Raw genomic sequence first — 18,449 nt, 5'->3', positions numbered from 1 at the left:
GGGGATGCTTGCCGGGCGGGCGTTGCAGCCGGGGTAGGCTGGGCGGCGGCGGGTGCGTCGTCCCAGTCGTCGAAACGCAGTTGGCTCATTGGCAGGCCTCGCAATCCGGGTTGTCGATGGAGCAGAACTTGGGCTCGGGCGCGGCGGGGGCGGCGGCCCGGTCTACCGGGGAACTGGTCTTTTCCATGGCGGTGGCGCCCAGGGTGCGCAGGTAGTAGGTGGTCTTCAGGCCCTGGGTCCAGGCCAGCTTGTAGATCTCGTCCAGCTTCTTGCCGGAGGGGGCAGCCACGTAGAGGTTGAGGGACTGGGCCTGGTCGATCCACTTCTGACGGCGGGCGGCGGCCCGGATCAGCCAGGTGGGGTCGATCTCGAAGGCGGTGGCGTAGCGGGCCTTCAGCTCGTCCGGGATGCGGTCGATGGGGCCGAGGGAGCCGTCGAAATACTTGAGGTCGGAGATCATCACCTCGTCCCACAGGTTGAGGGCCTTCAGGTCCCGCACCAGGGATTCGTTCACCACCGTGAATTCGCCGGAGAGGTTGGATTTGACGTAGAGGTTCTGGTACTCCGGCTCGATGGCGGCGGAGACGCCGATGATGTTGGAGATGGTGGCCGTGGGCGCAATGGCGACGCAGTTGGAGTTGCGCATGCCGACCTGGGCGATGCGCTCGCGCAGGGCGTCCCAGTCCAGGGTGGTGCTGCGGTCCACTTCCACATAGCCGCCCCGGGCGTCTTCCAGCAGCTGCAGGGAGTCGATGGGCAGGATGCCCTTGTCCCACAGGCTGCCCTTGAAGCTGGAGTAGCGGCCCCGTTCCTCGGCCAGGTCGGTGGAGGCCCAGTAGGCGTGGTAGCAGACGGCTTCCATGGAGCGGTCGGCGAATTCCACGGCAGCCTCGGAGGCGTAGGGCAGACCCAGCCGGTGCAGGCAGTCGGAGAAGCCCATGATGCCCAGGCCCACCGGGCGATGACGCACGTTGGCGTTGCGCGCCTTGGGGGTGGCGTAGAAGTTGATGTCCACCACGTTGTCCAGGAGGCGCATGGCGGTGCGGATGGTGCATTGCAGCTTGGCCTGGTCCAGCACCAGCTGGCCGTCCACCAGGATCAGGTGGGCCGGCAAGTTAACCGAGCCCAGGTTGCACACGGCGGTCTCGGAATCGGAGGTGTTGAGGGTGATCTCGGTGCACAGGTTGGAGCTATGTACCACGCCCACGTGCTGCTGGGGCGAACGTAGGTTGCAGGCGTCCTTGAAGGTGATCCAGGGGTGGCCGGTCTCGAACAGCATGGTCAGCATCTTGCGCCACAGCTGCACGGCGGGAATGCGCTTGAACAGACGGATCTCGCCCCGGTCGGCCTTGGCCTCGTAGGCGTTGTAGGCGACTTCGAATTCCTTGCCGAACTTGTCGTGCAGGTCGGGCACGTCGCTGGGGGAGAAGAGGGTCCACTCGCCGCCGTTGATGACCCGCTGCATGAACAGGTCGGGAATCCAGTTGGCGGTGTTCATGTCGTGGGTGCGGCGGCGCTCGTCGCCGGTGTTCTTGCGCAGCTCGAGGAATTCCTCGATGTCCAGGTGCCAGCTTTCCAGATAGGCGCAGACGGCGCCCTTGCGCTTGCCGCCCTGGTTCACGGCCACCGCCGTGTCATTCACCACCTTGAGGAAGGGGATGACGCCCTGGCTCTTGCCATTAGTGCCCTTGATGCGGGCCCCCAGGGAACGCACCGGGGTCCAGTCGTTGCCCAGGCCGCCGGCGTACTTCTGCAGCAGGGCGTTTTCCTTGATGGACTGGTAGATGCCTTCCAGGTCGTCGGAGACGGTGGTGAGGTAGCAGGAAGAGAGCTGGGAGTGCCGGGTGCCGCTGTTGAACAGGGTCGGCGTGCTGCTCATGAAGTCGAAGGAGGAGAGCAGGTTGTAGAACTCGATGGCCCGGGCTTCCCGGTCGATCTCGTTGAGGGCCAGGCCCATGGCCACGCGCATGAAGAAGGTCTGGGGCAGCTCGATGCGGCGTTCATCCACGTGCAGGAAGTAGCGGTCGTAGAGGGTCTGCAGGCCCAGGTAGTCGAACTGCAGGTCCCGCTCGGCCTTGAGGGCGGCGGCCAGGCGTTCCAGGTCGTAGTCCTTGAGGCGGGCATCCAGCAGCTCGGCGTCCACGCCGGTGCGGATGAGGCCGGGGAAGGCTTCGGCGTAGCGGGCGGCCATGGCCTCCTGGCTGGCTTCCTCCCCCAGCACTTCGACGCGCACGCTGCTCAGCAGCAGGCGGGCAGCCACCTTGCTGTAGCCCGGTTCCCGCTCGATCAGGGTGCGGGCGGCCAGCACCAGGGACTGGCGCACGGCGGCCAGGGGCACGCCGTCGTAGAGGTTGTGCAGGGCCTGCTCCAGCACCGTTTCGGCAGCCACGTCGGCCAGGCCCTGGCAGGCTTCCCGGCATTGCTGCAGCAGGGCGGCCCGGTCCAGGGGGAAGCGGCGGTCGCCGTCCACCACGTGCAGCAGGGGGCCGGCGGCAGCGGGGGCGGCCACCGCCTGGGCGGCCCGTTCGGCGGCCCGCTTTTCCCGGTACAGCACGTAGGCCCGGGCCACGTCGTGCTCGCCGGAACGCATCAGGGCCAGTTCCACCTGATCCTGAATGTCTTCGATATGCACCGTGCCGCCACCGGGCAGGCGCCGGGTGAGGGCCTGGACGACGATGGCGGTGAGGCGGGAGACCAGGTCCCGTAGGCGGGCCGAGGCGGCGCCCTGGCTGCCGTGCACGGCCAGGAAGGCCTTGTTCATGGCGACGGAGATTTTTTCCGCATTGAAGGGCATTACCGAACCGTTGCGGCGGATGACCTCGAAGGACTGGGCCCGGCCGGCCAGATCGGCGGCGTTGGGCAGGCTGTCGTCCAGATTGTCGGAGGGTAGGTGGGATGACGCTTGGTGGGTGGCGAAGAGGCCGGCTTGCATCGTGGAACTCCCGTTATCAACGGAACGGGGGCCCAGGGCGGCGGGACTGCCGAGGCGCCGGCGGGCACGCCCATGGCGGCCGACAGCGGACAATCCCGATCCACCGGGGGGCACCCCGCCCCTGGTCAGACTGAAAAATTGGCGACGGCAGGTTTCCTGGCTCACGGGTCCTGGCCCGATGCCCGCCTTCCCGGTGGAACTGCCTCCCAGTGGCACGCGTGGACATCGAACTCGCCGTTTACAGTTGCGGGGGCAGCTCCGGCATGGGCGGAAAGTTCGCTGCGGATTCGCGGGGAATCCGTCTGATCCCGACTTCCTTGATCGCCGCACCGGATTCCCATTTGTCCCGAAATCGGGGAACCGTCGCGGAGGAGACTTTACCCCAGCCCTCAAGCGGAGGGCAAGGGGCTGGACACTACAGGTAGTAGTACGAGAGTAATAGACAACTACATATAGTGTATTTGGCGGCAGGGTCTTTTCCACAGCCGGGAGCGTTTTGCCCAGAAAACGGGCAGAGTGTTTAATCCCCAGTAATACTGTGGCTTTTCGCCGACTGTCCCGGAACGGCCCACAGACTTATCCACAGCTTTTGTGAATTAATGCGGGATTGATCGCCGAGACTAGGTGCCTTTGTCGGGCTGGCAGAAAAAATTTGGAGGCACCAAAGCGGTGGTGCCGAAGATCTGCTGGGGGCGGAAAAGTGGGGGAGTGGCAATCCATTTTTCCGCTGGCTGGGGCTGCCCTTTGCCGGTATCGCGCGGTGACGGCGGGCAGCCCCCTGGGAATTACAGGTTGTAACAGGTGCCGTTGCGGTCACTCCAGGACTTGCCGCCGGAGTTTTTGCAGTTGTGGCGGTCCTTGTGGTTGAGGACCTTGCCGCTGCATTTGCGGGCAGACCAGCAGGTCTGGCTTGCTGCCGCATCGGTAGCGGCAGGCATTTCCTTGGCCGCATCACTTTGGCCGGAGCTGGTTTGCTGGGGCGGAGAGGCCTCCTTCCCCTTTGCCGGAGTATCGGCGGCAAAAGCCGGGAAGGCGAGGGCGGTCAGCAGGGAAAGCATGGCAATCTTTTTCATCGGTGGCTCCTTTGGTGGTTGGCTGGATAAACAACGGTGAAGCAATGCTGCAGAGAAAATCGCTGCAGCAGGGAAGCGACACCAAGTGGTGCCGCAACTTCAATGACCATGCCGGTCGTTGAATTGGGAACAACTATTTGGCTCTTTGCCGGAACAGGCCCCGAGGGAAGGGCAGGAAAGCCACCCCTCGGGACTTTTCCCACTATTTCCCGGCAGTAAGGATTGCCCGCAGCGGCGGCAGGGGGGCACTCAGGTTGTGTAGCGGAATCTGCAGCCGCTGTTTGCCTTTGTAAGCGCCCCACAAGGTTCTGCTGGCGACGACCTGCAGAGGCTCTCCGGCCTTGGTGTCCTGACGCACCAGAAGGAGGTGGCGCAGAGATGGGTCGTCCAGCCTGCTTTCAATCGTGACCTCGGCCATTGCCGGAGCCCCCTTCTGGGCAGGATGAGTGGCTACCGATACCCGGGCACTGTCGGTGGATGCGGTCAGCCCGGATTTTTTGTTGACGCTGACGGCGTTCGCCTTCGCCAACTGGGCTTTGGTTCCCGCCTTGAAGACAGCGAAGTAGCTGCCGGACCAGGGCCAGGTGCCCCGGTTGTTTCCGCCGATCTTGGGATCATTGCCGTGGATTTCGTCCATGCCGCCGGTGTCCAGCGTGATAACGAAGCGATAGGGCGTGCCGTCGTCACCCGCCAGGCCGGTGGTTGGCCAGACTTCCGCTATTTCCTTGATTTGCCAGACCGGCAGATCCAGGGGCTGGCTGGTGGCGAAAGTGATCGGCTTGCCGATGGGCGCCAGGCTGGCCGGATCCAGCTTCTGGTAGGCGAACTTCACCTTGACGCCTTTGGCCACGGTATCCAGCGACAGGTTGTAGAGCTTCACCGCCACTCGCACCGGGGTTCCCTCTTCGACGCCGCCGGTCAGATAGGGGTAGGTCTTGGTTGCCTCGTCATAGGTGGCGGAGGTGACCGAGATGCCGCGCATCTGGCTGTAGCTGGACTCGTCCGGGTTGAGTATCCACTGGCTTTCTTCCCGGCTGTAGACCATCCGGTTCGGCAGGTTCAGCGCCGGATCTGGCCGCCCGCCGTAGGCGCTTTTCCACCAGCCGCGTCCGCCCATGGTGCCAAGGGGATCCACGGCGTGGGCGACCTTCAGTCCACCGTTCTGGGTGATGTAGATCAGGGAAAGGTAGTTGTAGGAGCGTTCCGTTGCCCAATCCACCTCGGGCTGGTTGAGGGTAATGCCCCGGGAGTTCTTGACCGAGCGTTCCGACAACTGGCTGTTTTCCCAACTGGCCTTGGCCGTCAGACTGACCGTGCCTTCCGTTTCGGCGGATACATCTACCAGTTCAATCTTGGCGCTGGCCTTGAAACCGACGGAGATGTCGCTGGAGTTGGACAGATTGTAGGAAAAGCTCTTTTCCGTGGATCCCCCGGCTTCATCGGTGTAGGAAAGTTCGAAGGTCTGCATATTGCCGTCGAAGGAACGCACTACCCGGCTGTTCAGCGGTTCGCGGACGGCCACCTGCTTGCCCTGGGAATCGTTGAACTTGAAATCGCCGAGATCCTGCGGGAAATTCGGGTCGGCAATATTCGGATAGCTCAGCAGGGTGTTGTTCATGTGGGAAGGCGAGAACCAGTCGACGGAGCGCCCGCCGGCCGAATACTGCATGAGCCTCCCGGGGATGAGCACGTCGTAGTAGGGGTATTTCTGGGGCACGCTCAGGTTCATGCCGTAGACCGGGTAACGCCAGATGTCGAGGGTCCGGGCATTCCAGATCAGATGGTCGTCCACTGAGGTGGTGGCGGAGCTCTGGGTCATCTTCGACTGGTAATGGGTGCTGATGTTGCGTTCCATCACCTGCTGCTCGTAGGAGAAAGTGGTCTTGGCGGTGGTGGTGGCTTCCACTTCGGCGATTTCCATGACGCCGCCGCCTACCGTGCCGCTGACGCTGAGGGAAGCGCTGGAGCCGAAGTCGGTGGCCATCTGGTCGGTGGTGGTCTGTTGCAGCGTTTCTTCCTTGCTGTCCACCAGTTGTACGGTGAAGTTGGTATCGCCCGAGACATCCACCACCTGGCACTGTTCATCGCCCGGCTTCATCAACAGGCAGTCCACGTGGCGCGGCGGCATGTAAATGACGTACTGCGGGTCGATCAGATCCTGCACCTGGATGTGCAGGGGTGTGCCCAGGTAATAGCTGATTCCCCGGCTATCCAGGCCGACGGCACCGGGCGAATACTGTTGGCCCGAGCTTTCAAAGATCGGTTGCCGGTCGCTCCAGGCCTGCTGGATCGAAAAGTTACCCTTCTCGGCGGAATACGTCGCCGTGGCAACCACCAACTGGGGAATGGAGGCCGTCTGGGTGGCATCGCTGCGGGTAGGAATGACGATGGCCAGTTGGTCCAGGGGAGAAACGTTGTCGTTCTGCAAACCGATGAAGTTGCCGATGGCCAATGCCGGTCCCACCCCTTCCGTCCTGGACGGGTATTCCCTGCTGCCAACTTGCTGCGCCGGACTTGCAGAGAACTGGGTGAGCTGGGGAGAGATGCTGACGATCTGGGTCCAGGTATTGCCCCCGGCGTCGGCCCAGGCAAGGGCCAACTGCCGGGTATGGAAGGCGAAGGCCGGATTGCTGCCCTGGCTGCTGCGGGGATCGAAATGGAAGAGGCCTGGTGCCATTTCAAAGAACGAACCGGAAGCCGGAGTGGTCGCCAGCAGTTTGCCCCGGGGCGAAGGCCCATCGATTTTGAGCTTCTTGCCCAGGCGCAGGAATCCCAGTTCAAGTGTTCCACCCTGGGTGTAATAGGCCACGATGGCCTGGTCGAATCCCAGGGAGCCGAAATCTCCCGCGGCCAGGTTCAGGGAGCGGGGGCGTGCCGCCGTATCCAGCACGTAGGTGCTTTCCAGGGTCAGCTTCTGCTTCTTGGCGACGTAAGAGAAGGAACGCAGCAGGATTCGTCCTGGCCCTTGTTCGCCGGTGCTGGTGTCCGCAGCCGTCAGTATGTCGAGGTTGCCATCGTTATCGTAATCGCCGATGGCAATGGCCACATCGCCGCTGACGGCGTAGTCGGAAAGGTCTTTCCAGGCGGCGAGAGAAATCAGGGCCTCGGCGTTCTTGCTGCTGCCTGGCCGATAGCCAATGATGTCGAGGGACTGGCGGCCTTTCAGGTTGCGCCGTGCCACGGCGATCCCCATGTGCTGCAGTTCATGCTTGTCTGCCCGCTGGTCCAGGAGGCCGGAGGCCGCAGCAAAGTCCCGAGCGTTTCCGCTAATACCGGGGTCGGTAAATTGATAGGGAAGGAATTCCCCGGTGGCTATCCCCCGCTGCCCGGTGTACAGGCTGACTCCATATCGATTGATGCAGATGGGTTGCTCGAACTTGGGAGTGCTGACCCGCCCGGAAATCAGGCGCCGGCGCGACGATTCCTGACAGGTGTCATCGGACTTCAGGCGTTGTCCCGCCTGCATCCAGTGGGTCAGATTGGCGTTGGCGGCGGCAAAATCCAGCAAGGAGGTGTTGGCCGCAGAGCCGCTGCTTGCCAACATGCCGACGTCGTTTACCTGAAAGATGGCGAGATTGGCCGGGTTTCTGATCGGGTTTTCTGCCCCGGGCTCCTCGGCGATTGCACCTGCACCCCACAGTCCAGGGAGCGCGCACAAGAACAGGACTGCGGAAGCAGTCCGCACAAACGGTAGTGGTTTCATGTCTTGCTAGACTCCATATGGCCAGCCGGTTGGTGGAACCGGCTGGCTGGGGGGAGGACTATTCCTTGCGGCAGAACGTGGCCGTGTAATAGGGCGCCTGGACCGCGCTGTCGTAGGGAACTGTGATGTCGGTTTCCGTGTTGCCGGAGAAGTTGGTGTTGCCGCTGCCGGCATAACCGTGGGCGCAACATCCGGAACCGCCGGCGATACCGTTAGTCGGGAAGTTGATGACCCCGTTCATGCTGTGGCTGTGGGTCCGGTTCTCCCCGGGAGTCAGGGCGCGACCACCGAATGCGGCGCCGGGAACCCCGTTGGCCGGCAACCCTACGATGTAGCGACCGGCAGCACTGTTGAATGGGCTCCAGCCCTTCGGGCAGGACGGCAACAGGTTGAAGGTGGCCAGGCCCTTGGGGACCTCCATCTTGGGATCGGGGCTGTCCTGCTTCATGCAGGCATTGAACTGGATGTAGGGCAGCGCCGATTCGGCCGACGTGGCGGAGCCGGTCATCGTATAGGTGCCGGAGTCGCCGGGGGTGTCGTTGCAGCAGCCGCCAATCAGGATGTACTCCTTGGAACTGGTGGTGACGGAACCGGTGGCCTTGGCATGCTTGTGTACCGGGGCCTGCTGCGAGGCAAGGGCCTGGCCGCCGTAGGATCCGGCACCGCCGCCGGGCATGGTGGGCACCAGGAAGCGGCCATTGGCGGAGGCAAGATTGGCGCTGTCCCAACCGGCGGGACAGGCGCCGTTGAAATAAGCCACAGTGAATTGGGGCAGGGCGTCGGCAGCCAGCACCGAAGTGGCAGTCAGCAGCGCCATGGAGGCCATCAGGCTGGAGTGTTTGGCAAGCATCTCGGCTCTCCCTATTTCGTTTGGCAGACAAGCAGTTGGATGAAAGGCAGGCCGCTGGTGGCGGCGCCGCTGGTCACAGATGCCGAATGGCTCCCATTCCTGGTGCCCTGGTCATTGCAGCAGCCCGAGGCGCCGGAGATGTGGTGGGACGGTAGGGAGACGGCCATGGTCCCCGAGTGGGTATGGGTGCGGTCTTCCTGGTCCTTGAGGGGCGTGCCGTAGGTCTTGCCAACGTCGCCGACATTGGCCGTGACCAGCATCATGCGGCCGGCTGCGTCAGTCGCGGCGACGCTGCCTTCCGGGCAGCTGGTTCCGTCGATGAAGAAGATCATCTTTGCCGGCAGGACCGGCTCCGCCGCGCTGGCCAGGCTGGCCAGCCCGGAACAGCCGATGGCCATGAGGCCGATCAGGGGAATGGGTTTCCAGAGCATCTTTATCTCCTTGTGGCTTTGCTTTGATGGGGACAACAGTCAGGGTCCGGGGGCAGGTTTGGAAGGCTGCTTGAACCGCAAATCCTGCTTCTTGTGGTGATGACTGTGTCGATGGTGTTCGCATATTCAATATGAATATGTCGTAACCATATGCGGAGGTGCCGGTGGACAACAAATAGAATTTTCGTATGCCATTGTTTTATCCTAAGCCAGTCTGTTGTGCCCTGCTTTTCTCGGCCAGGAGCGTGTCCGCCGGAGTCCGATGAGACAGAAGGAGAATTTATGAAGTACCGGGAGAGTTCCGGTTGCCGGTGTGAACAGGGAGTCGGAAGAACGGTGGGGATCACCGGCTGCAAATTACGGCTTGCGTTCCCGTTCGGCTTTTCTGCATAATTGCCCGACCGATTTTTCATCGCCCCCGAATCTTCGCTGCCCATGAACCGCTTCGCCGCTACCGCCGACACCTCTTTCGCGCTGCCTGCCCAGGCCGGTGCGATGCTGTCCGTAGTAGGCGCTGTAGTACGCGTAGTCGTAGTAGTACGCGCGTGCGCCGCTGGGATGAGCGAAGTCCGGTAAAGAAACCAACCGAATTCCACAAAACCCCCGCCGGCGCGACAGCCCGGCGGGGGTTTTGTTTTTGGGCCCTCCGACCGGCAAGCCAAACCGGATCACGCAAGGAGAAGCCCAGCCATGAATGCCCCTGCCCCCCAAGCCGCCCGTCAGACGGATGCCGCCCCGGCGCCGGAAACCCTTACCGGCGCCCAGATCGTCGTTCGCCTGCTGGAACGCCAGGGCGTCACCACCGTCTCCGGCATTCCCGGCGGCGCCATCCTGCCCTTCTACGACGCCCTCTCGGCCTCGGAGAAAATTCGCCACGTGCTGGCCCGCCATGAGCAGGGTGCCGGCTTCATCGCCCAGGGCATGGCCCGGGCCAGCGGCCAGCCTGCCGTCTGCCTTGCTTCCTCCGGCCCCGGTGCCACCAATCTGCTGACCGCCATCGCCGATGCCAAGCTGGATTCCATTCCCCTGGTGGCCATCACCGGCCAGGTGCCCCGCAGCATGATCGGCACCGACGCCTTCCAGGAGGTGGATACCTACGGCCTTTCCATCCCTATCACCAAGCACAACTTCCTGGTGAACTCCGCCGAGGAGTTGCTGGAGGTGATTCCCCGGGCCTTCACCCTGGCCGCCTCCGGCCGCCCCGGCCCGGTGCTGGTGGATATTCCCAAGGACGTCCAGGCCCAGGCCATCGAGGTCAGCCAGTGGCCTGCCCCCGGCGGGCGTCAGGCCCAGCCGGCGCCGGACATGGCGGCCATCGAGAAGGCCGCCGCCATGATCAACGCCGCCGAGCGGCCCATCCTTTATCTGGGCGGCGGCGTCGTCCATTCCGGCGCCGCCGAGGCCGCCGTGGCCCTGGCAGAGAAGGCATCGCTGCCCACCACCATGACCCTCATGGCCCTGGGCGCCATGCCGGTGGACCATCCCCTCTCCATCCACATGCTGGGCATGCACGGCGCCCGTTACACCAACCTGCTGCTGGAAGAGTGCGACCTGCTCATCGCCGTCGGCGCCCGCTTCGACGACCGGGCCACGGGCAAGGTGGCCGCCTTCTGCCCCAAGGCCCAGATCATCCACATCGACATCGACCCCTCCGAACTGGACAAGATCAAGAACGCCCACGTGGGCATCGCTGGCGACGTGGGCGAGGTGCTGGAAAAACTCTCACCCCTGGTGGAGGCCCACCTGCGCAAGCGCTGGCTCACCCACATGGGCGACCTGCGCTCCCGCTTTCGCCTGCAGCGGCTCAACCTGGAAGACCCCCGCAGCCACTACGGACTGATCCAGGCCGTGGCCGACTGCCTGGACGATTCCGCCGCCATCGCCACCGACGTGGGCCAGCACCAGATGTGGGTGGCCCAGGCCTACCCCCTGCGTCGGCCGCGCCAGTGGCTAACCTCCGGCGGCCTGGGGACCATGGGCTTCGGCGTTCCCGCCGCCCTCGGTGCCGCCCTGGCCGAGCCCGAGCGCACCGTGGTCTGCTTTACCGGCGACGGCAGCATCCTGATGAACATCCAGGAACTGGCCACCATCGCCGAAGCCGGCGCCAACCTGAAGATCGTGCTCATGAACAACGACGCCTTGGGCCTGGTGTACCAGCAGCAGGAGCTGTTCTACGGCAAGCGCTACTTCGCCTCCAAATTCGCCGGTCAGCCCGACTTTCTCAAGATCGCCGAAGGCTTCGGCATCGATACCCTGGACCTGGACACCGCCGCCGATCCCCGGGCCGCCCTGCGCCAGGCCCTGCAACGGCCTGGCCCCTGCCTCATCCACGCCTTCATCGACATGAACGAGAAGGTCTACCCCATGGTGCCCCCCGGCGCCGCCAACACCGACATGATTGGAGGCTGAGATGAACGCTGTCAGCAAAAACGAAAATGCCGCCCTGGCCCGCCCCCAGCGCACCGTGCTGGAACTGGAAGTGAACAACCACGCCGGCGTCATGTCCCACGTGGTGGGCCTCTTCTCCCGCCGCGCCTACAACGTGGAAGGCATCCTCTGCCTGCCCGTGGGCGACGGCAGCATCAGCCGCATCTGGCTCCTGGTCCTGGAAGACCGGCGCCTGGAGCAGATGGTGAAGCAGGTGGAGAAGCTGGAAGACGTGCGCACGGTCCGTCGCCATGGGGCGGATCATGCGGTGTTTGAACGGCTGGAGGAGTTTTTCCGCTGAAGGGAACTAAGCGCCCGCTTCAGGAAGAGGCGGGCGCTGGTGCTGGAGCTTTTCTATAGACTCGATGTTCGAGTCGAGGAACTCAAAGGAGTGGAAATTCATAAACGTTGAGGTAGAGGCTCTCACTGGTGGATGACTTTGGAATGGAGCCTTCAACGCTAGGATGTATTACCTTCTCATTTAAGTTCGTAAGCACGACCAATGACTTGGGTGTCAAACAGCCTGTAGGTGACGTTACCCAAATCGAGGAATGGGTATTTGTTTGCGTACTGCGCTATATGCGATTTGAAGTTGCTTTTGCCTTCGGTGTAATAGCGCCAAAGTGTCGGTTGCTTATAACAGTCGAGAGAGAAATTCCCGATATAGACCGTTTCGCCAGCGCCTACGCGGAAGCTTCCCGCATAAGGTTTCCCATCCTTGAGAAGATCATTTTGGCCTGCAACAAAGTAACCTACATTGGAAGCCGATTGCGCTACTTTTATCTTGAAATGGCTCAACGCATATTCACCTGGCGGAACTTGGTAGGCATAGCTTTCAAAAGCTTGCTTGGCAGATAAGCGTCCAGGTGTTGTGACGATAAATTCGGCCGGTTCAGCGTTGCTCCTCTTCAGTGGCATTCGATCGAAGGCGAAGGTGACGAGTTGCGCATTTTCATATTTTGCGCAACCCCATACCCTTCCCCAATTCACATCAAGGAGCACTACACCGTGCGAATTTTTATTCTTGGCGTAAGTATCTGATGCAGCTTCCGGGTTACCAACAACATTGTCTTTTATATCGATTACTGAGCAGGCTGACAGAGCGGCGCAAAGTAGTAATGCTGAAGAACATCGTATAAATCTGAATCGCATCATTACCTCGTTAGAGTGCTAAACAGGAAAAGGGTACTGGTAGGTAAGCTTGTAAAGCCGTATGCGTATTGCATTTTGTCAGTGTAAGGTTTTGCCTTGCGGTTGAACAGCGAGGGGCGGCTTTTTCCCCAAATGACTTTGTTTGTAGTTTGTCTGTATTTCCCCCTACAACCCCCACGGTCTTTCTGCATCGAAAGCTGATGCTTATCAAAGTGTCCCGGTGGGCCGGGCGGCAAGATGGGTGCCCATGAAGCCCGCCATTTCTTTCCCCTGCATTTGCCTGAGCGGCCTTGGCCTGACCGCGGCCTTGCTGCCCCTTGCCGTTAGTGCCACGGAAGTGGCAGTTCCCGCTCCCCGCGCCAAAGAACTGGTGCATATGGTGCGTCAGGACTGCGGCTCCTGCCACGGCCTGACCCTCAAGGGCGGCCTGGGGCCGGCGCTGACGGCCGAGACCTTCCGCCTGCGGCCCGCCGAGAGCATGGTGGCCACCATCCTGCATGGCCGGCCGGGTACGCCCATGCCGCCCTTCAAGGGCATCGTCAACGAGACCGAGGCCCAGTGGATCGTGCAGCAGCTCCAGGCCGGCTTCCCCAACGAATAATTTGAGTTCCCCGCGAAAGACCGCCATGACGCCTGCCACGCCTGTCGTTTCCCGCCGCTTTCTTCTGCCCGTTCTCCTGCTTTCCCTCCTGGCCGGTTGCGCCAGCGCCCCGGCGCCCCGCGGTACCGGTGATCTGGGGGTGGTGATCGAGCGTTCCATCGGCCAGGTGCAGGTGGTCAATACCACCTCGAAAACGGCTCTGGCCAAGGTCCCCGGGCTGGGCGACCTTTCCCACGCCTCCGTGGTCTTCAGCCGGGACCAGCGCTACGCCTACGTCTTCGGTCGTGATGGCGGCCTGACCAAGGTGGATATCCTCACCGCCTCCATTGCCAAGCGCATCGTCCAGGCCGGCAACGCTATCGGCGGCGCCATTTCCCAGGACGGCAAGCTGGTGGTGGCCCAGAATTACGAGCCGGGCGGCATCAAGGCCTTCGACGCCGAGACCCTGGAACTGGTGGCGGACATTCCTTCCGTGGACATGAACGGGGTGCGCTCCAAGGTGGTGGGCCTGGCCGACCTGTCGGGCAACCGCTTCGCCTTTTCCCTCTTCGAAGCCGGGGAAATCTGGGTGGCCGACCTCTCCAACCCGAAGGCCCCCAAGGTGCAGAAGTACTCCGCCGGCAAGCAGCCCTACGACGCCCTGGTGACGCCGGACGGCCGCTACTACATCGCCGGCCTCTTCGGCGAGGACGGCCTGGCCATGCTCGACACCTGGCAGCCGGAAAACGGTGTGCAGAAGATTCTCGCCGGCTACGGCAAGGGCGAGCAGCCCCTGCCGGTGTACAAGATGCCCCACCTGCGGGGCTGGTCCGTGGCCGGGGGAAAGGCCTACCTGCCCGCCATCGGCCGCCACGAGGTGCTGGTGGTGGATACCAAGACCTGGAAGGAGACGGCCCGCATCCCGGTGAAGAGCCAGCCGGTGTTCGTCATGGCCCGGCCCGACGGGAGGGAGATCTGGGTGAATTTCGCCTTCCCCGACAACGGCTGGGTCCAGGTCATCGACACCCTGGAAGGCAAGGTGACCCATACCCTGCAGCCGGGCAAGGCCATCCTGCACATGGAGTTCGCGCCCCGCGGCGAGGCCGTCTGGCTCTCGGCCCGGGACGATAACAAGGTCACCGTTTTCGACACCCGCACCAAGGCCCCGGTGGCCGAGCTGAAGGCGGAGAGCCCGAGCGGCATCTTCTTCACCAGCCGCGCCGCCCGCACCGGCTTCTGACGCCTCGCCCGTCCATGCCCATGAACGCCGCCCGCTTCCCCCTGCTCAACGACTACCAGCGGGACTTCCCCCTGGTCTCCCGGCCCTTTGCCGCCATCGGTGCGGCCCAGGGTCTGAGCGAGGCGGAGGTGCTGGAGCAATACCGCCACTGGCAGCAGCAGGGCATGGTGAACCGCATCGGTGCCGTCTTCGCCCCGCGCCGGGTCGGCGCCAGCACCCTGGCCGCCCTGCAGGCGCCGCCGGAGCGGCTGGAATGGGTGGCCGGCCGGGTCAGCGCCCATCCCGAGGTCAATCACAACTACGCCCGGGAACACGCCTACAACCTGTGGTTCGTCGCCACCGCGCCGGACGCTCTGCGTCTGCATGCGGTGCTGGCGGCCATCGAGGCCGAGACCGGCTGCCCCGTCATTTCCCTGCCCCTGGTGGAAGAGTTCCACATCGACCTGGGTTTTGACCTGGCCGGCGGCGGAACCCGGCGCCAGCCGGTGGCGGCGGTGCCCTCCCTGGAGCAGCCCATCGAACTGACCCGGGAAGAGCGGGGGCTGATGCCGGTGCTGCAGGAGGGTCTGCCCCTGGAGCCCCAGCCTTTCCGCGCCCTGGCCTACCGGGCCGGCCTGGAGGAAGGGCGTCTGCTGGAACTGCTCGGCCAGTGGCTGGAGCGGGGCATCCTCAAGCGCTTCGGTGTGGTGGTGCGGCACCACGAACTGGGCTACACCGCCAACGCCATGTGCGTCTGGGCCGTGCCGGAAGGGGAGGTGAGTGCCCTGGGCGAGCGCCTCGCCGCCGAGCCCGGCGTCACCCTCTGCTACCGCCGCCGCCCCATGGCGCCCCACTGGCCCTACAACCTGTTCTGCATGATCCACGGCAAGGCCCGGGAGGAAGTGGTGGAACTGCGCCGCAGCCTGGGCGAGCGCCTGGGGCTGGACGCCTTCCCCAACGAGCTGCTCTTTTCCACCCGGCGCTACAAGCAGACCGGCGCCCGCTATGCGCCCCAGGCGCCCCGGGCAGATGCCGATCCCCTGAGCCAGGCCGCCCATGGCTGATACAGCGGAGAAGACGAAACCCTCCCGCCGCGCCGCCCTGGCACCGGCCCGGGAGCCGGATGAACTGGATCGGCGCATCATCAACGCCCTCCAGGGCGACTTTCCCCTGAGCCCGGAACCCTACGCCGAGGCTGCGGCCAAGCTGGGCATCAGCGAGGCCGAGCTGCTGGCCCGGCTGCAGTCCCTGCTGGACGACCGCATCCTCACCCGCTTCGGCCCCATGTTCCAGATCGAGCGCCTGGGCGGCGCCTTCTGCCTGGCCGCCATGGCCGTGCCCGACGCCGAATTCGAGCGGGTGGCGGAACAGGTCAATGCCTTGCCCCAGGTGGCCCACAACTACGCCCGGGAACACGCCTTCAATATGTGGTTCGTGCTGGCGACGGAAACGCCGGCGGGCATCGACGCTGCGGTGCAGGCCATCGAGGCCGCCACCGGCTACCCGGTCTATCCCTTCCCGAAAGAGAAGGAATACTTCGTCGAAATGAAGCTGCAGGCATGAACGCCGCGACCGTCGATCTCAGCATTTCCCAACCTGTCGTGGCGCTTGGGCTCAAGCTGCAGGCCCATTCCGCCCGGGTGGCCCGTGCTGTCCGGGGGCAATGCCGGCATGCCGTTCCGTCGGGGACGGGTATGGCGTCTGCAAGCTGCCTGCCAGGAAACCGTTGATGGACGTCACTTTCCCCATGGATGACCTGGATCGCCGCATCGTGCTTGCCACCCAGGCCGGCCTGCCCCTGGTGCCGCGTCCCTACCTGGTCCTGGCGGAGCAGCTGGGCGTGGCCGAAACCGAGGTGCGGCAGCGGCTGGCCCGCCTGCTGGCAGCGGGCGCCATCCGCCGCATCGGCGCCGTGCCCAACCACTACGCCATCGGCTACACCGCCAACGGCATGAGCGTGTGGCAGATCGACCCGGCGGTGATCGACGCCGTCGGCGAGCGGGTCGGCGGGCTGCAATCGGTTACCCACTGCTATCGCCGACCGGACCATCCGCCCGCCTGGCCCTACAACCTCTTCGCCATGGTCCACGGCAAGAGCCGGGCGGAAGTCGAAGCCGAAGTCGGGCGCATCGCCACCCTGATCCAGGCCGAGTTCCCCGGCGCCCTGGGCGCCCGGGACATCCTCTTTTCCACCCGCATCCTGAAAAAAACCGGCCTGCGCCTGGGCGAGTGATTGCCTGGGTCTTGCGGGTGCTGCGTTATGGGGGAGGTTCAGTAGCTGCTGCACCAACGCTCTGGGAAAGAGACAACGGGCGTTGCCTGAGGCGGGGAAGCTACATTTGGGGAATTGGAAATAACGATGGGGACCGAAGTCCCCACCGGCTTTTCTTTGGTAACAAGGCTCAAGCAGCCTCGGCAAAAGCCTTAAGCGGCGATTGCGAAACGCTCATCGTTGGCGTTTGGAGATTTGCTTCATTAACGTCGATCGCCTGACGAGTTGCCTGCGCACCTTTGCCCGCCCTGTCGAAGCCAGTACACCCCCACCTAAGAACTCTCCGAAACTCTTAGGTGGAGGTGGCGGGAATCGAACCCGCGTCCAGAACGCCTCCAGATTGCCGGAATTACAACCATGGTCAGCATTATGGGGGCTGCCCCCCGGAACTTCAAGGGGCGGTGGTCTGATATCTGCCGTAATCCCGGCGTGGCGAGGCGACGGCTTTCAGCGGGGCGGGCGGAGTAGGGGCGATACTTCGTCGGGGTGGTCGATCAGGTGGTCGGCGCCCCAGGTCTCCGGCGGGTGTTCCGTGCCCAGATAGCCCCAGCGGACGCCGATGGTCATCATGGCGCAGGCGTTGCCGGCCTGGATGTCCCGCAGGTCGTCGCCCAGGTAGCAGCAGTCCTGGGTGGGCAGACCCAGCAATTGGGCTGCCAGCAGCAAGGGATCAGGTGCCGGCTTTGGGTTGGGGGTCGAGTCGCCGCAGACAATGCAGGCGCAGCGGTGAGCCAGATCCATCTGTTGCAGCAGCGGATGGGTCAGGCGCTCACTCTTGTTGGTGACCACGCCCCAGGGAATGCGGCGTTGTTCCAGCTGTGCGAGCAACTCGGCCATGCCCGGGAACAGTGCCGTATGGTGGCAGAGCCGCTCTTCATAGTGCTGGATGAAGCGGCGGTAAAGCTCGGCGTAGCTGTCATCCTGAGGGGTAACGCCCATGCCGACTCGCAACAGGCCCCTGCCTCCCTGGGAGGTGTGGGGGCGCAGGGTGGCCAGGGGAAGGGGCGGAAGGTTGTAGTCCTGGCGCACCCGGTTGAGCGCGGCTCCCAGGTCGGGAGCCGTGTCCGCCAGGGTGCCGTCCAGGTCGAACAGTACCGCCTCAGGCATTGCGCACGGTGCGCAGCAGGTAGTTCACCGAAGTGTCTCGACCCAGGCTGTAGCGCTGGGTGAAGGGGTTGTAGGTCATGCCGATGATTTCGGCCACTTCCAGGTCTGCGGCTTTGCAATGACGTGCCAGTTCGGATGGCTTGATGAATTTGGCGTAGTCGTGGGTGCCCTTGGGCAGCATCTGCAGGAGATACTCGGCGCCAATGACAGCGAGCAGGTAGGACTTGGGATTGCGATTGAGGGTGGATAGGAAGACCTGGCCGCCCGGTTTGACCAGCCTGGCGCAGGCCGCCACCGTGCTGGCGGGGTCCGGCACGTGCTCCAGCATTTCCAGGCAGGTGACCACGTCGAAACTGCCCGGCATTTCGGCTGCCAGGGACTCGGCGGAGATGTGACGGTAGTCCACGCTGCGGCCGCTTTCCAGCAGGTGCAGGCGGGCGACGCCGAGGGCCTTTTCCGAGAGGTCGATGCCGGTCACCTGGGCGCCCCGTTCGGCCATGCCCTCGCTGAGCAGACCGCCGCCGCATCCCACATCCAGCACTTTCTTGCCGGCCAGCCCCACATTGGCGTCGATCCAGTCGAGACGCAGGGGGTTGATGTCGTGGAGCGGCTTGAACTCGCTCTTGGGGTCCCACCAGCGGTGGGCCAGGTCACTGAATTTCTGCAGTTCGTTGGGATCGGCGTTAATCATGGCTGAAATATG

Annotated in this window: 15 protein-coding genes, 1 other RNA gene and 1 riboswitch; of the genes, 7 read left to right on the top strand and 9 right to left on the bottom strand. The window is 63.7% G+C overall.

Going from position 1 to position 18,449, the window contains the following annotated elements; all coding sequences use genetic code 11:
• Positions 1–85: 85 nt before the first annotated feature.
• The 5 genes from AC1RTA_RS07615 to AC1RTA_RS07595 form a co-directional block, all read right to left on the bottom strand.
• Positions 86–2,932 carry a ribonucleoside-diphosphate reductase subunit alpha gene (locus AC1RTA_RS07615; RefSeq protein ID WP_492784402.1) on the bottom strand — a complete coding sequence of 949 codons (2,847 nt, stop codon included), beginning with the start codon at positions 2,930–2,932 and terminating at the stop codon, positions 86–88.
• Between the two features lie 129 nt (positions 2,933–3,061).
• Positions 3,062–3,312: riboswitch (cobalamin riboswitch) on the bottom strand.
• Positions 3,313–3,717: 405 nt separating this feature from the next.
• A complete protein-coding gene (locus AC1RTA_RS07610; RefSeq protein WP_130458134.1) occupies positions 3,718–4,005 on the bottom strand; it encodes a hypothetical protein in 288 nt (95 codons plus the stop codon).
• Positions 4,006–4,207: 202 nt separating this feature from the next.
• On the bottom strand, positions 4,208–7,708 hold the full coding sequence (locus AC1RTA_RS07605) for a hypothetical protein (protein ID WP_492784401.1): 3,501 nt from the start codon (positions 7,706–7,708) through the stop codon (positions 4,208–4,210).
• A 58-nt stretch (positions 7,709–7,766) separates the two neighbouring features.
• A complete protein-coding gene (locus AC1RTA_RS07600; RefSeq protein ID WP_130458136.1) occupies positions 7,767–8,558 on the bottom strand; it encodes a hypothetical protein in 792 nt (263 codons plus the stop codon).
• Between the two features lie 11 nt (positions 8,559–8,569).
• Entirely contained in the window at positions 8,570–8,989 is a 420-nt protein-coding gene (locus AC1RTA_RS07595) for a hypothetical protein (protein WP_130458137.1), read from the bottom strand.
• A gap of 690 nt (positions 8,990–9,679) precedes the next feature.
• Here AC1RTA_RS07595 and ilvB point away from each other — a divergent pair.
• Both ilvB and ilvN read left to right on the top strand, forming a co-directional pair.
• On the top strand, positions 9,680–11,398 hold the full coding sequence (gene ilvB / locus AC1RTA_RS07590) for an acetolactate synthase large subunit (RefSeq protein WP_492784400.1): 1,719 nt from the start codon (positions 9,680–9,682) through the stop codon (positions 11,396–11,398).
• Between the two features lies 1 nt (position 11,399).
• Entirely contained in the window at positions 11,400–11,717 is a 318-nt protein-coding gene (ilvN, locus tag AC1RTA_RS07585) for an acetolactate synthase small subunit (protein ID WP_130458139.1), read from the top strand.
• A gap of 176 nt (positions 11,718–11,893) precedes the next feature.
• On the opposite strand, the gene AC1RTA_RS07580 is transcribed toward ilvN, so the two are convergent.
• Entirely contained in the window at positions 11,894–12,568 is a 675-nt protein-coding gene (locus AC1RTA_RS07580) for a hypothetical protein (protein ID WP_492784399.1), read from the bottom strand.
• Between the two features lie 247 nt (positions 12,569–12,815).
• Between AC1RTA_RS07580 and AC1RTA_RS07575 the strand changes: the two genes are divergently transcribed.
• From AC1RTA_RS07575 to ahbB (AC1RTA_RS07555), 5 genes are all read left to right on the top strand, one after another.
• The gene (locus tag AC1RTA_RS07575; RefSeq protein ID WP_492784398.1) at positions 12,816–13,169 is read left to right on the top strand and encodes a c-type cytochrome; all 354 of its coding nucleotides are present in this window, start codon (positions 12,816–12,818) and stop codon (positions 13,167–13,169) included.
• A 25-nt stretch (positions 13,170–13,194) separates the two neighbouring features.
• The gene (locus tag AC1RTA_RS07570) at positions 13,195–14,388 is read left to right on the top strand and encodes a cytochrome D1 domain-containing protein (RefSeq protein ID WP_492784397.1); all 1,194 of its coding nucleotides are present in this window, start codon (positions 13,195–13,197) and stop codon (positions 14,386–14,388) included.
• A 14-nt stretch (positions 14,389–14,402) separates the two neighbouring features.
• Positions 14,403–15,431, top strand: coding sequence for a siroheme decarboxylase subunit beta (ahbB, locus tag AC1RTA_RS07565; protein WP_492784396.1), 1,029 nt, complete (start codon positions 14,403–14,405; stop codon positions 15,429–15,431).
• Positions 15,424–15,930: an Lrp/AsnC family transcriptional regulator gene (locus AC1RTA_RS07560; RefSeq protein ID WP_492784395.1), complete on the top strand. Its 507-nt coding sequence runs from the start codon at positions 15,424–15,426 to the stop codon at positions 15,928–15,930. Before ahbB (AC1RTA_RS07565) ends, AC1RTA_RS07560 begins: the two co-directional genes overlap by 8 nt.
• Positions 15,931–16,096: 166 nt before the next feature.
• The gene (gene ahbB, locus AC1RTA_RS07555) at positions 16,097–16,600 is read left to right on the top strand and encodes a siroheme decarboxylase subunit beta (RefSeq protein ID WP_492784394.1); all 504 of its coding nucleotides are present in this window, start codon (positions 16,097–16,099) and stop codon (positions 16,598–16,600) included.
• A gap of 124 nt (positions 16,601–16,724) precedes the next feature.
• Here the strand turns inward: ahbB (AC1RTA_RS07555) and ssrA are convergent.
• From ssrA to ubiG, 3 genes are all read right to left on the bottom strand, one after another.
• Positions 16,725–17,048, bottom strand: a transfer-messenger RNA (tmRNA) gene (gene ssrA / locus AC1RTA_RS07550).
• Between the two features lie 38 nt (positions 17,049–17,086).
• The gene (locus AC1RTA_RS07545) at positions 17,087–17,746 is read right to left on the bottom strand and encodes an HAD family hydrolase (protein WP_492784393.1); all 660 of its coding nucleotides are present in this window, start codon (positions 17,744–17,746) and stop codon (positions 17,087–17,089) included.
• The gene (gene ubiG, locus AC1RTA_RS07540) at positions 17,739–18,437 is read right to left on the bottom strand and encodes a bifunctional 2-polyprenyl-6-hydroxyphenol methylase/3-demethylubiquinol 3-O-methyltransferase UbiG (RefSeq protein WP_014237006.1); all 699 of its coding nucleotides are present in this window, start codon (positions 18,435–18,437) and stop codon (positions 17,739–17,741) included. Before ubiG ends, AC1RTA_RS07545 begins: the two co-directional genes overlap by 8 nt.
• Positions 18,438–18,449 lie beyond the last annotated feature (12 nt).

The organism is Azospira sp. MPR-E4, assembly GCF_058809645.1.
The sequence above is the reverse complement of the archived record's forward strand: the minus strand, read 5'-3'. Positions and strand labels throughout refer to the sequence as shown.